The following is a 12,841-nucleotide window of genomic DNA, read 5'->3' on the forward strand; positions in this document are numbered from 1 at the left end:
GAAGGAAGCTCTATGAGCGAAAAGTTACAAAAAGTGCTGGCTCGCGCTGGCCACGGTTCTCGCCGTGAAATTGAATCCATTATTGAAGCAGGCCGTGTAAGCGTTGACGGCAAAATCGCCACGCTTGGCGATCGCGTTGAAATCACGCCGGGTCTGAAAATCCGTATCGACGGTCATCTGATCTCGGTGAAAGAGTCTGCGGAACAAATTTGTCGCGTTCTGGCCTATTACAAACCAGAAGGTGAGCTGTGCACCCGTAACGACCCGGAAGGTCGTCCTACCGTTTTTGATCGCTTACCGAAACTGCGCGGCGCGCGCTGGATTGCCGTAGGTCGTCTGGATGTGAATACCTGCGGTTTGCTGTTGTTCACGACGGATGGCGAACTGGCGAACCGTCTGATGCACCCGAGTCGTGAAGTTGAGCGTGAATACGCCGTGCGCGTATTTGGTCAGGTTGATGACGCCAAGCTGCGTGACCTGAGTCGTGGCGTTCAACTGGAAGATGGCCCGGCGGCGTTTAAGACCATCAAATTCAGCGGTGGTGAGGGTATTAACCAGTGGTACAACGTCACGCTGACCGAAGGGCGTAACCGTGAGGTACGTCGTCTGTGGGAAGCGGTTGGCGTGCAGGTTAGCCGACTGATCCGCGTGCGCTATGGCGATATTCCATTGCCGAAAGGGCTGCCGCGCGGTGGCTGGACCGAACTGGACCTGGCGCAGACCAACTATCTGCGTGAACTGGTGCAGCTGGCGCCGGAAACCACCTCCAAAGTGGCCGTGGAGAAAGACCGACGTCGTATGAAGGCGAACCAGATTCGCCGTGCGGTGAAGCGTCACAGCCAGGTTGGCGGCGGTCGTCGTTCAGGCGGTCGTAACAACAACGGTTGATGCTGAATGCCCGGTGGCGCTTACGCTTACCGGGCCTACGTTTTGCCTGTAGGCCGGATAAAGCGTTTACGCCGTCATCCGGCACCGTTTCCTAATAATCAATTCCCATCTGGGCCTTTACGCCCGCTTCAAAAGCATGTTTGACCGGACGCAGCTCGCTGACCGTGTCGGCCAGTTCCAGAATATCGCGATGACAACCGCGACCGGTAATAATCACCGTCTGATTCTGCGGACGGGCATTTAAGGCATTGATGACCTCTTCAAGCGGCAGATAGTCATACGCCACCATGTAGGTCAGTTCATCCAGCACGACCATATCCAACGTTGGGTTCGCCAGCATACGTTTGCCATGTTCCCAGACAGCCATACAGGCTGCGGTGTCGGTTTCGCGATTTTGCGTTTCCCAGGTGAACCCGGTCGCCATCACCTGAAACTCCACGCCGTGGGGCTCCAGCAGATTGCGTTCGCCGTTAGGCCATGTGCCTTTAATGAACTGCACCACGCCCACTTTTTTACCGTGGCCGACGGCGCGCGTTGCGGTGCCGAATGCCGCAGTGGTTTTGCCTTTACCGTTGCCGGTAAACACGATGATGATGCCGCGTTCGTCCTGCGCCGCCGCAACGCGGGCGTCGACCCGGTCTTTCACACGCTGCTGGCGTTGTTGATAGCGTTCTTCAGTCATTGGGCGATTCCTGGTTTACGGCCCGGCTGGGCATCAAAAGTCATACCGGTTTTACGGCGGCTGTCGTCGCCCATCAGCCACAAATAGAGGGGCATGATATCGGCGGGCGTTTTTAACTTCTGCGGATCTTCCGTAGGGAAGGCGCTGGCGCGCATACTCGTGCGCGTGCCGCCTGGGTTGATGCAATTTACACGTAAGGGGTGGTTCTGGTATTCGTCCGCCAGTACCTGCATCATGCCTTCGGTGGCGAATTTAGAGGTGGCGTAAGCGCCCCAGTTGGCGCGTCCCTGACGACCGACGCTTGATGAGGTAAAGACCAGCGAACCGGCGTCGGATTTAAGTAATAAAGGAAGCAGCGCCTGAGTCAGCATGAATGTCGCATTGACGTTAACCTGCATAACATCCTGCCAGACGTGCGGATTTTGTTCGCTCATTGGGCAGATATCGCCCAGTAACCCGGCGTTATGCAGAACGCCATCCAGTCGTGGATAGTGCGCCGCAATCCGCTGGCCTAACTGGTGGCACTCTTCAGCGGTGCAGGTCAGTAGATCCAGCGTAAACCACTGTGGCAATGCGCCTGTATCTTCGGCGACAGTCTGTGCGACCTGACGCAGTTTTTCTTCATTTCGACCCAGCAAAATGACGTTTGCGCCGTAGCGCGCGTAGGTGAGCGCGGCTTCGCGACCAATGCCATCACTGGCGCCAGTGACCAGAATAATGCGATTTTGCAGTAGATCTTGTTTAGGTTGGTAATGCACGGCTACTCCTCGGCGACGCGTTGGGTCACCCTGCCAGTTGTCTTATCTTCTCTTTAACTTTTCGGCTTTATGCCTGAAAGCCCGCGTCATTTCAATCAGTCAACGGCGATAACGCCGAAAAATGAACACTTTGTCATACTTTTCACCCAGTAACCGCAACGCAGGATCAAACGAGACGGGCTAACACGCCTGTTGTACACTGAGCCAAAATAGCGTTGTTTAACCAAGGTGGGACTCGTGGAATTGTTGTCTGAATATGGGTTGTTTTTGGCAAAAATCGTCACTGTCGTGGTGGCAATCGCCGTCATTGTGATGCTGATCGTGAATGCTGCCCAGCGTAAACGCCAGCGTGGGGAGCTGCGGGTAACGAATCTCAGCGAACAATATAAAGAGATGAAGGACGATCTGGCGACGGCGCTGATGGACGGTCATCAACAAAAACTCTGGCATAAAGCGCAGAAAAAGAAGCTGAAGCTGGAGGCAAAAGCGGCGAAAGCGAAAGCAAAGCAGGGGGGAAATGCCGCGACGGAGAAACCTCGTGCCTGGGTGCTGGATTTTAAAGGCAGTATGGATGCCCACGAAGTCAGCGCGCTGCGTGAGGAGGTGACGGCGGTGTTAGCGGCGTTTAAACCGCAGGATCAGGTGGTCGTGCGTCTGGAAAGTCCCGGCGGCGTTGTGCATGGCTATGGCCTGGCGGCTTCGCAATTGCAGCGTCTGCGCGATAAGCAGATCCCGTTGACGGTAACGGTGGACAAAGTCGCCGCCAGCGGCGGTTACATGATGGCCTGTGTGGCCGACAAAATTGTTTCGGCGCCGTTTGCGATTGTCGGCTCTATTGGCGTTGTGGCGCAAATCCCTAACTTTAATCGCTTCTTGAAAGGGAAGGATATCGATATTGAGCTGCACACGGCGGGCCAGTATAAGCGCACGCTGACGCTGCTTGGTGAGAACACGGAGGAAGGGCGTCAGAAATTCCGTGAAGATCTGAATGAAACCCATCACCTGTTTAAGCATTTTGTGCAGCAGATGCGTCCTGTGCTGGATATCGAACAGGTGGCCACAGGCGAGCACTGGTATGGCCAACAGGCGCTGGAGAAAGGTCTGGTGGACGAAATCAACACCAGTGATGATGTCATTCTCCGCTTGATGGACGGTTATGAGGTGTTCAACGTTCGCTTTATGCAGCGTAAGAAATTGATGGATCGGTTTACGGGTAGCGCCGCAGAAAGCGCCGATCGTTTGTTGCTACGCTGGTGGCAGCGCGGACAAAAACCGCTGATGTAAAATTGTCATTGCCCGGTGGCGCTAACGCTTACCGGGCCTACGGACTGTTTTGTAGGCTGGATAAGGCGCAGCCGCCATCCGGCAAACAGCCCGGTGGCGCTAACGCTTACCGGGCCTGCGGACTGTTTTGTAGGCCGGATAAGGCGCAGCCGCCATCCGGCAAACAGCCCGGTGGCGCTAACGCTTACCGGGCCTACGGAGTGTTTTGTAGGCCGGATAAGGCGTAGCCGCCATCCGGCAAAACCTTTCCTGCGTTAATCGATCAGGTGATACTTCTCAGAAAGCACATGCGCCAGATGTTTAAACATATTAAACACGGCGGTGCTTTTTGGCGTCGGTAATCCTTGCTCGTCTAAAAAGTAATCGCCGCTGAAGACCAGCACGCCGTTTCGTTGCGTCACACCGGTGGCGACAATCCCCGCCAGCGTGTCCTCATGCTCACGAATGATTTTGTTGGCTTCAATCAGCAGTGTTTCACGATCGATAGGTTGGGTGTCTTTATGCATTATTTACTCCTTAAACAAGGACATTAGTCTACGCCGGGCGCTGCTTATGGGCAAATATTCCCTGATAAACACGAAGGTCTTGTAAAGGTGCTGTTACTGGCGAGATTTGTTTTTGCATGCTAATAAAGTTGCGTAACGAATTTTATCAGGTACAGTGTGACGCTTTCGTCAATCTGGCAACAGATTTGCTTGACATTCGACCAAAATTCCGTCGTGCTATAGCGCTTGTGTGCTAAAAAGCCTGTTAACTCAGTCACCTGAGGATCACGTTTCGCGCACTGAGTCAGTACAAGGGGTTGATATCCGCCGACACAGAGACCATATCGGTGTCTCGTCGCCAGTGGAAGGTGAATCAACGTGCGACGCATTCCAGGAAGAATCAATTTAGGTAAAGGTGAATATGGGTAAAGCTCTTGTCATCGTTGAGTCCCCGGCAAAAGCCAAAACGATCAACAAGTATCTGGGTAATGATTACGTGGTTAAGTCCAGCGTCGGTCATATCCGTGATTTGCCGACCAGTGGCTCAGCAGCTAAAAAGAGCGCCGACTCTACCTCCACCAAAACGGCTAAAAAGCCCAAAAAGGATGAACGTGGCGCTCTCGTCAACCGAATGGGGGTTGACCCTTGGCATAACTGGGATGCGCATTATGAAGTGCTGCCCGGTAAAGAGAAGGTCGTCTCTGAACTGAAACAATTGGCTGAAAAAGCCGACCACATCTATCTCGCAACCGACCTTGACCGCGAAGGGGAAGCCATTGCCTGGCACCTGCGGGAAGTAATCGGGGGTGATGACACGCGCTATAGCCGCGTGGTGTTTAACGAAATAACCAAAAACGCGATTCGCCAGGCGTTTGATAAGCCAGGCGAACTGAATATCGACCGTGTTAACGCGCAGCAGGCGCGCCGCTTTATGGACCGCGTTGTGGGCTATATGGTGTCGCCATTGCTGTGGAAAAAAATTGCGCGAGGCCTGTCGGCAGGCCGCGTACAGTCCGTTGCCGTGCGTCTGGTTGTTGAGCGCGAACGTGACATCAAAGCGTTCGTACCGGAAGAGTTCTGGGAAGTGAACGCCAGCACGACAACGCCTTCTGGCGATGCCTTGCCGCTCGACGTTACGCACCAGAATGATAAACCGTTCCGCCCGGTTAACCGCGAGCAAACGCTGGCGGCGGTCAGCCTGCTGGAAAAAGCGCGTTACAGCGTACTGGAGCGTGAAGATAAACCGACCAGCAGCAAGCCTGGCGCGCCGTTTATCACGTCGACGCTGCAACAGGCGGCGAGCACGCGTCTGGGCTTTGGCGTGAAAAAAACCATGATGATGGCACAGCGCTTGTACGAAGCGGGCTACATCACCTACATGCGTACTGACTCCACCAACCTGAGCCAGGATGCGGTAAACATGGTTCGCGGTTATATCAGCGATAGCTTCGGCAAGAAATACCTGCCGGAGAACCCGAACCAGTACGCCAGCAAAGAAAATTCACAGGAAGCGCACGAAGCGATCCGTCCTTCTGATGTCGCGGTGATGGCCGAAGCGCTGAAGGATATGGAAGCGGACGCGCAGAAACTGTATCAGCTGATCTGGCGTCAGTTTGTCGCCTGTCAGATGACGCCAGCCCAGTACGATTCCACCACGCTGACGGTCGGTGCGGGTGATTTCCGCCTGAAAGCGCGTGGCCGCATTCTGCGTTTCGACGGCTGGACGAAAGTCATGCCTGCGCTGCGTAAAGGCGATGAAGACCGGACGTTGCCTGCGGTGAATAAAGGCGATGTGTTGACGCTGGTTGAACTGACCCCGGCGCAGCACTTCACCAAACCACCGGCGCGCTTCAGTGAAGCATCGCTGGTTAAAGAGCTGGAAAAACGCGGTATTGGTCGTCCATCCACCTATGCGTCGATCATCTCGACCATTCAGGATCGCGGTTATGTCCGCGTGGAAAACCGTCGCTTCTATGCTGAAAAAATGGGTGAGATTGTCACCGATCGACTGGAAGAAAACTTCCGCGAGCTGATGAACTACGATTTCACCGCCCAGATGGAAGACAGCCTCGACAAGGTGGCCAGCCACGAAGCCGAGTGGAAAAACGTGCTTGATAACTTTTTCAGCGATTTTACTCAGCAGCTTGATAAAGCGGAGAAAGATCCTGAAGAGGGCGGCATGCGTCCTAACCAGATGGTGCTGACCAGCATTGACTGCCCGACATGCGGGCGCAAAATGGGGATTCGCACCGCCAGCACCGGCGTGTTCCTGGGATGTTCCGGCTATGCGCTACCGCCGAAAGAGCGCTGCAAAACCACCATCAACCTGGTGCCGGAAAATGAAGTGCTGAACGTACTGGAAGGCGATGATGCGGAAACCAACGCTTTGCGTGCAAAACGTCGTTGCCAGAAGTGCGGCACCGCAATGGACAGCTACCTGATCGATCCGAAACGCAAGCTGCATGTCTGCGGTAATAACCCGACCTGCGACGGTTACGAAATCGAAGAGGGCGAGTTCCGTATTAAAGGTTATGACGGCCCGATCGTTGAGTGCGAAAAATGTGGCTCTGAAATGCACCTGAAAATGGGGCGTTTTGGTAAGTACATGGCCTGTACTAACGACGAATGTAAAAATACCCGTAAGATTCTGCGTAACGGTGAAGTCGCGCCGCCGAAAGAAGATCCGGTGCCGTTGCCGGAACTGCCGTGCGAGAAATCGGACGCGTATTTCGTGCTGCGTGACGGCGCCGCAGGGATCTTCCTCGCGGCGAATACCTTCCCGAAATCGCGTGAAACGCGTGCGCCGTTAGTGGAAGAGTTGTATCGCTTCCGCGACCGTCTGCCGGAAAAACTGCGTTATCTGGCCGATGCGCCGCAGCAGGACCCGGAAGGCAATAAGACGCTGGTGCGTTTTAGCCGTAAGACGAAACAGCAGTATGTTGCCGCTGAAAAAGACGGGAAAGCGACGGGATGGTCCGCATTCTTCGTTGATGGCAAGTGGGTAGAAGGTAAGAAATAACAGTCACCTGGCTGAATTTCACTTAAGAGGGTCGCGCAAGCGGCCCTTTTTTATTCCGGGCTTATTATTTTTTCTTCGCATCTATACAGCTCTGATATAAATGATATAGTGGTTATAGTTAACGGATTTTTTATTATTAAATCGTATTAGCAGCGCGTGACGTGCTGCTTATCAAACGATGACATGACGGCGCTAATCTGGATGGGTTAACATGAAATTACAGCAGCTTCGCTACATTGTTGAGGTGGTTAATCACAACCTTAATGTCTCTTCCACCGCCGAAGGGCTTTACACCTCCCAGCCGGGCATCAGTAAGCAAGTTCGTATGCTGGAAGATGAGCTTGGCATCCAGATTTTCGCGCGCAGCGGTAAACACCTGACGCAGGTGACGCCAGCCGGGCAGGAAATTATTCGCATTGCGCGCGAAGTGTTGTCCAAAGTCGACGCCATCAAGTCCGTGGCGGGCGAACACACCTGGCCGGATAAAGGTTCTCTGTATATTGCCACCACGCACACTCAGGCGCGCTATGCGCTGCCAAATGTGATCAAGGGCTTTATTGAGCGCTATCCTCGCGTTTCATTGCATATGCATCAGGGGTCGCCCACGCAAATCGCGGAAGCGGTTTCGAAAGGGAATGCCGACTTCGCTATCGCCACCGAAGCGCTGCACCTGTATGACGATCTGGTGATGCTGCCATGCTACCACTGGAATCGCTCTATCGTCGTCACGCCAGAGCACCCGCTGGCCGCTAAATCATCGGTGACGATTGAGGAACTGGCACAGTATCCGCTGGTGACCTACACCTTTGGCTTTACCGGGCGCTCCGAGCTGGATACCGCGTTTAATCGCGCCGGGCTGACGCCGCGTATTGTCTTTACGGCAACCGATGCGGACGTGATAAAAACATACGTCCGACTTGGCCTGGGGGTAGGGGTGATTGCCAGCATGGCCGTCGATCCAATTTCCGACCCGGACCTGGTGCGTGTCGATGCGCATGATATTTTCAGCCACAGCACCACGAAAATTGGTTTTCGCCGCAGCACGTTTTTACGCAGCTATATGTACGACTTTATTCAACGCTTTGCGCCGCATCTGACGCGCGATGTTGTGGATACCGCCGTGGCCTTGCGTTCTAACGAAGAAATTGAAGCCATGTTTAACGATATTAAATTACCGGAAAAGTAATCACGCGCGTGAGTTTTCAGGTATCTCCAGACATGAGGAGATACCTGAATAACCACTAAATTTATGGATTATGGTTTTCGTTTTTTCTGCGATCATATTACCTGCATCGTATTCATGGAAAAGCGCCAGTAAAGTAGTTTCGAATTACCCGCCTCGCAAATTCCGCCTTTCAAATATTTATTTCCGGTCAAAAGATTGATTTATTCATGGGAAACGATTCGTAAATTCACTGGATTTTTGACTAAAGTTTCTTTAGGATTTGTCTCATCTGATGATTAATTGTACCGATTGTTTGGTGCTGAAATGATAAGTGATGCCGATTGTATGAGGTTAGCAATGCCTTCTGGAAACCAGGAACCCCGCAGGGACCCCGAGCTTAAACGCAAAGCATGGCTGGCGGTATTCCTCGGCTCTGCGCTGTTCTGGGTTGTGATTGCGCTGGTTATCTGGCAAGTGTGGGGGTAAGTCATGGTTTCGCAGGAACATCAGCAACCCTCAACGCCAGCACGTCAGCCTCGTGATAGCGTGAAGGAAGCGCGGAGCGAATGTGTGACGAATATTCCAGAATCCTGGAAACTCACACAACAGCAACAGGCATTTATTGATTCATTCGCTGAAGATGAGCAACAGAAACAATAATTGGCGATTTTTTTAATCATCATTTCCAGTACAGGTCATTAACATCCCGTACTGTATTTCCTTATACACCACAGCAATAAGCGCTGAGTAAATCTCAGCATAAAGTATTAAACAAATGTCGGTGTAGCCTATGCAAACTGTGAATCTTAAATATTGGTCATGGATTGGGGCGTTCTCAGTATCGCTCTTGTTCTGGGCTCAACTTATCTGGATTGTCTCTTTCTGATCGTATGCCGGTAAATGCCCGATGGCGCAACGTCATCGGGCCTGCGCATGCCGATTCCCGTCCGTAAGGTTTCTCCTCTTTTATCAATTTGGGTTGTTATCAAAACGTTACATTCTGTTTGTGTTATCTTTAATACTAACCCTGAGGAGAGTCAGGGTATCCAACCCTGTTATTAAGGAGGAGCTATGTCGTCAACCCTACGAGAAGCCAGTAAGGACACGTTGCAGGCCAAAGACAAAACCTATCATTACTACAGTCTGCCCCTAGCTGCCAAAAAACTGGGCGATATTACCCGCTTGCCCAAGTCGCTAAAAGTTCTGCTTGAAAACCTGCTGCGCTGGCAGGACGGCGACTCTGTTACCGAAGAAGATATTCAGGCGTTAGCCGGGTGGCTGAAAAAAGCCCATGCCGACCGCGAAATTGCCTATCGACCCGCCCGTGTATTAATGCAGGATTTTACCGGCGTCCCGGCGGTGGTGGATCTGGCCGCCATGCGCGAAGCGGTCAAACGCCTCGGCGGGGATACTGCGAAAGTGAATCCACTATCCCCGGTAGACCTTGTTATTGACCACTCGGTAACGGTCGATCGCTTTGGCGATGATGACGCTTTCGAAGAGAACGTGCGTCTGGAAATGGAACGCAACCACGAGCGTTATGTGTTCCTGAAATGGGGGCAACAGGCTTTTAGTCGCTTCAGCGTGGTGCCGCCAGGTACCGGGATCTGCCACCAGGTGAACCTGGAATACCTTGGCAAGGCCGTCTGGAGCGAATTGCAGGCGGGAGAGTGGGTTGCATACCCGGACACGCTGGTCGGCACCGACTCCCACACCACGATGATCAACGGCCTTGGCGTGCTGGGATGGGGCGTCGGGGGGATTGAAGCGGAAGCCGCGATGCTGGGCCAGCCGGTCTCAATGCTCATTCCCGATGTTGTTGGCTTCAAGTTGACCGGTAAGCTGCGTGAAGGTATCACCGCGACCGACCTGGTGCTGACCGTGACCCAGATGCTGCGTAAACACGGCGTCGTTGGTAAATTCGTTGAATTCTACGGCGACGGTCTGGACTCCTTGCCACTGGCCGATCGCGCGACGATAGCAAACATGTCGCCGGAATATGGCGCGACCTGCGGCTTCTTCCCGATTGACGGCATCACCCTCGAATATATGCGTTTAAGCGGCCGTAGCGAGGAGCAGGTTGAGCTGGTCGAAACCTATGCCAAAGCGCAGGGGATGTGGCGAAACCCTGGCGATGAACCTGTTTTCACCAGTTCGCTGGAACTGGATATGGGGGATGTCGAGGCGAGCCTTGCCGGGCCGAAGCGCCCGCAGGATCGGGTTGCGCTGGCGGATGTGCCGAAAGCCTTCGCCGCGAGCACGGAGCTGGAACTGAACACCGCGCAAAAAGACCGGCAACCAATCGATTATGTTATGAACGGACATCAATACCAGCTCCCGGACGGCGCTGTCGTGATTGCGGCTATCACCTCCTGTACCAATACTTCAAACCCCAGCGTGCTGATGGCCGCCGGTTTGCTGGCGAAAAAAGCGGTAACGCTGGGACTGAAACGGCAGCCGTGGGTGAAAGCCTCGCTGGCGCCGGGATCGAAAGTGGTCTCGGATTACCTGGCGCAGGCGAAACTCACGCCTTATCTTGATGAACTTGGCTTTAATCTGGTGGGGTATGGGTGCACCACCTGTATTGGTAACTCCGGCCCACTGCCGGAGCCTATCGAAACGGCAATCAAAAAGGGCGACTTGACGGTGGGCGCGGTACTTTCCGGCAACCGTAACTTTGAAGGCCGAATCCATCCGCTGGTGAAAACCAACTGGCTGGCGTCGCCGCCGCTGGTTGTCGCCTATGCGCTGGCGGGCAATATGAATATTAACCTGGCGAAAGAGCCGCTGGGCCACGATCGCAAAGGCGACCCGGTTTATCTGAAGGATATCTGGCCTTCCGCGCAGGAGATCGCCCGCGCCGTTGAACTGGTGTCGTCGGAAATGTTCCACAAAGAGTATGCCGAGGTTTTTGAAGGGACGCCGGAATGGAAAGCGATCAATGTTGATCGCTCAGACACCTATGGCTGGCAGGATGACTCCACCTATATCCGCTTGTCGCCGTTCTTTGACGAGATGCAGGTTCAACCCGATCCGGTTGAGGATATTCATGGCGCCCGTATTCTGGCCATGCTGGGGGATTCCGTCACCACTGACCACATCTCCCCGGCGGGCAGCATAAAGGCGGACAGCCCGGCAGGGCGCTATTTGCAGAATCATGGCGTTGAGCGTCGGGACTTCAACTCCTACGGTTCGCGCCGTGGAAACCATGAAGTGATGATGCGCGGTACGTTCGCGAATATTCGTATCCGCAACGAAATGGTTCCCGGCGTTGAAGGGGGAATGACCCGACATTTGCCGGGGACGGAGGTGATCTCCATCTATGATGCAGCGATGCTGTATCAGCAGGAGAAAACGCCGCTGGCGGTGATTGCGGGTAAAGAGTACGGTTCCGGTTCCAGCCGTGACTGGGCGGCCAAAGGCCCGCGTTTGCTGGGTATTCGCGTCGTGATTGCCGAGTCGTTTGAACGTATTCACCGTTCAAACCTGATTGGTATGGGGATTCTACCGCTGGAGTTCCCGCAGGGCGTTACGCGTAAAACGCTCGGGTTAACCGGTGAGGAGACAATTGATATTGCCAGTCTGCAAAACCTGAAGCCTGGCGCCGCCATTCCGGTGACGTTAACCAAAGTGGATGGCAGCACAGAGGTGATTTCGTGCCGGTGCCGTATCGATACCGCAACTGAATTAACCTACTACCAGAATGACGGCATTCTGCATTATGTGATTCGTAATATGTTGCATTAAGACATAAAAAAGGCCTGATAGCGCGGTGCTTATCAGGCCTTTAATAGCAAAAATTTATTTACCCAATAAATGCCCCATCTTAGCGGCTTTGGTATCCAGATAGTGTTCGTTATTTGGGTTACGGCCAACAATCAGCGGTACGCGCTCAACAATATTGATACCTGCTTCCGTCAGAATTTCGACTTTCTTCGGGTTATTGGTCAGCAGACGGACTTCATCGACGCCCAGCAGTTTAAACATATCGGCGCACAGGGTGAAATCACGCTCATCGGCGGCAAACCCCAGCTGATGGTTGGCTTCCACGGTATCGTAGCCCTGATCCTGTAACGCGTAGGCGCGAATCTTATTGAGCAGGCCAATATTACGTCCTTCCTGACGGTGGTAGAGCAGAATACCGCGACCTTCTTCCGCGATATGCGTCAGCGCCGCCTCTAACTGAAAACCACAATCGCAGCGCAGACTAAACAATGCGTCGCCGGTCAGACATTCTGAATGGACGCGAGCCAGGACAGGGGTTTGACCAGAGATATCGCCATAAACCAGCGCGACGTGGTCGTGTCCGGTTGCCAGTTCTTCAAATCCCACCATCAGGAAATCGCCCCATGGGGTTGGCAGTTTGGCTTCTGCCACTCGTTTAAGCTGCATGTATTTCTCCAGATAATGCTGGTGTCATCGCCAATTGGCTTCTGTATGTTTCTATTTTGCCATAAGGCGGCGGACTTCACCTAATCGCTGCCGTGCGATCGCTTTTGGAATGGCACAAATTTGTCAATTTTCCGGCACGCCAGGTTTTCAGTTATGATTGTGGCACTT

12 protein-coding genes are annotated in these 12,841 nt (G+C 53.5%); 8 read left to right on the plus strand and 4 right to left on the minus strand.

Going from position 1 to position 12,841, the window contains the following annotated elements; genetic code table 11:
- Nucleotides 1–12 precede the first annotated feature (12 nt).
- The gene (gene rluB, locus OGX84_RS14460; RefSeq protein WP_012132223.1) at nt 13–888 is read left to right on the plus strand and encodes a 23S rRNA pseudouridine(2605) synthase RluB; all 876 of its coding nucleotides are present in this window, start codon (nt 13–15) and stop codon (nt 886–888) included.
- Nucleotides 889–979: 91 nt separating this feature from the next.
- Here rluB and cobO read toward each other — a convergent pair whose 3' ends face one another.
- Nucleotides 980–1,570: a cob(I)yrinic acid a,c-diamide adenosyltransferase gene (gene cobO, locus OGX84_RS14465; RefSeq protein WP_200030176.1), complete on the minus strand. Its 591-nt coding sequence runs from the start codon at nt 1,568–1,570 to the stop codon at nt 980–982.
- Nucleotides 1,567–2,328 (minus strand): YciK family oxidoreductase, encoded by a 762-nt coding sequence (locus OGX84_RS14470; RefSeq protein WP_047463540.1) that lies wholly within the window; start codon nt 2,326–2,328, stop codon nt 1,567–1,569. The genes cobO and OGX84_RS14470 overlap by 4 nt, the downstream gene beginning before the upstream one ends.
- Nucleotides 2,329–2,565: 237 nt before the next feature.
- Here OGX84_RS14470 and sohB point away from each other — a divergent pair, with 237 nt between their 5' ends.
- On the plus strand, nt 2,566–3,612 hold the full coding sequence (gene sohB / locus OGX84_RS14475; protein WP_049011908.1) for a protease SohB: 1,047 nt from the start codon (nt 2,566–2,568) through the stop codon (nt 3,610–3,612).
- A 254-nt stretch (nt 3,613–3,866) separates the two neighbouring features.
- Here sohB and OGX84_RS14480 read toward each other — a convergent pair whose 3' ends face one another.
- Nucleotides 3,867–4,118 (minus strand): YciN family protein, encoded by a 252-nt coding sequence (locus tag OGX84_RS14480; RefSeq protein ID WP_003020616.1) that lies wholly within the window; start codon nt 4,116–4,118, stop codon nt 3,867–3,869.
- Between the two features lie 400 nt (nt 4,119–4,518).
- Between OGX84_RS14480 and topA the strand changes: the two genes are divergently transcribed.
- The 6 genes from topA (at nt 4,519) to acnA (ending at nt 12,028) form a co-directional block, all read left to right on the plus strand.
- A complete protein-coding gene (gene topA, locus OGX84_RS14485; protein ID WP_114847857.1) occupies nt 4,519–7,116 on the plus strand; it encodes a type I DNA topoisomerase in 2,598 nt (865 codons plus the stop codon).
- A 211-nt stretch (nt 7,117–7,327) separates the two neighbouring features.
- Nucleotides 7,328–8,302 carry an HTH-type transcriptional regulator CysB gene (cysB, locus tag OGX84_RS14490; RefSeq protein WP_012132231.1) on the plus strand — a complete coding sequence of 325 codons (975 nt, stop codon included), beginning with the start codon at nt 7,328–7,330 and terminating at the stop codon, nt 8,300–8,302.
- Nucleotides 8,303–8,605: 303 nt separating this feature from the next.
- Nucleotides 8,606–8,767, plus strand: coding sequence for a YmiA family putative membrane protein (locus tag OGX84_RS14495; RefSeq protein ID WP_012132233.1), 162 nt, complete (start codon nt 8,606–8,608; stop codon nt 8,765–8,767).
- Nucleotides 8,768–8,770: 3 nt separating this feature from the next.
- Complete coding sequence (locus OGX84_RS14500; protein ID WP_096753854.1) at nt 8,771–8,941, plus strand: YciX family protein; 171 nt, start codon at nt 8,771–8,773, stop codon at nt 8,939–8,941.
- Between the two features lie 130 nt (nt 8,942–9,071).
- Nucleotides 9,072–9,167, plus strand: a complete 96-nt coding sequence (ymiC, locus tag OGX84_RS14505) for a small membrane protein YmiC (protein WP_223849120.1) — start codon at nt 9,072–9,074, stop codon at nt 9,165–9,167.
- Between the two features lie 185 nt (nt 9,168–9,352).
- Nucleotides 9,353–12,028 carry an aconitate hydratase AcnA gene (gene acnA / locus OGX84_RS14510; protein ID WP_047463548.1) on the plus strand — a complete coding sequence of 892 codons (2,676 nt, stop codon included), beginning with the start codon at nt 9,353–9,355 and terminating at the stop codon, nt 12,026–12,028.
- 54 nt (nt 12,029–12,082) lie between these two features.
- On the opposite strand, the gene ribA is transcribed toward acnA, so the two are convergent.
- A complete protein-coding gene (ribA, locus tag OGX84_RS14515) occupies nt 12,083–12,673 on the minus strand; it encodes a GTP cyclohydrolase II (RefSeq protein ID WP_012132238.1) in 591 nt (196 codons plus the stop codon).
- Nucleotides 12,674–12,841: the final 168 nt, after the last annotated feature.

This window comes from Citrobacter sp. CK202 (assembly GCF_030333225.1).
GTDB classification, from domain to species: Bacteria; Pseudomonadota; Gammaproteobacteria; order Enterobacterales; family Enterobacteriaceae; genus Citrobacter_B; species Citrobacter_B koseri.

Bases quoted from the DNA above. Each gene is read 5' to 3' on its own strand.
- OGX84_RS14495 (WP_012132233.1), top strand. From the start codon at position 8,606: ATGATAAGTGATGCCGATTGTATGAGGTTAGCAATGCCTTCTGGAAAC.
- cysB (WP_012132231.1), top strand. From the start codon at position 7,328: ATGAAATTACAGCAGCTTCGCTACATTGTTGAGGTGGTTAATCACAAC.
- acnA (WP_047463548.1), top strand. From the start codon at position 9,353: ATGTCGTCAACCCTACGAGAAGCCAGTAAGGACACGTTGCAGGCCAAA.
- OGX84_RS14480 (WP_003020616.1), bottom strand. From the start codon at position 4,118: ATGCATAAAGACACCCAACCTATCGATCGTGAAACACTGCTGATTGAA.
- ymiC (WP_223849120.1), top strand. From the start codon at position 9,072: ATGCAAACTGTGAATCTTAAATATTGGTCATGGATTGGGGCGTTCTCA.
- topA (WP_114847857.1), top strand. From the start codon at position 4,519: ATGGGTAAAGCTCTTGTCATCGTTGAGTCCCCGGCAAAAGCCAAAACG.
- rluB (WP_012132223.1), top strand. From the start codon at position 13: ATGAGCGAAAAGTTACAAAAAGTGCTGGCTCGCGCTGGCCACGGTTCT.
- OGX84_RS14500 (WP_096753854.1), top strand. From the start codon at position 8,771: ATGGTTTCGCAGGAACATCAGCAACCCTCAACGCCAGCACGTCAGCCT.
- cobO (WP_200030176.1), bottom strand. From the start codon at position 1,570: ATGACTGAAGAACGCTATCAACAACGCCAGCAGCGTGTGAAAGACCGG.
- ribA (WP_012132238.1), bottom strand. From the start codon at position 12,673: ATGCAGCTTAAACGAGTGGCAGAAGCCAAACTGCCAACCCCATGGGGC.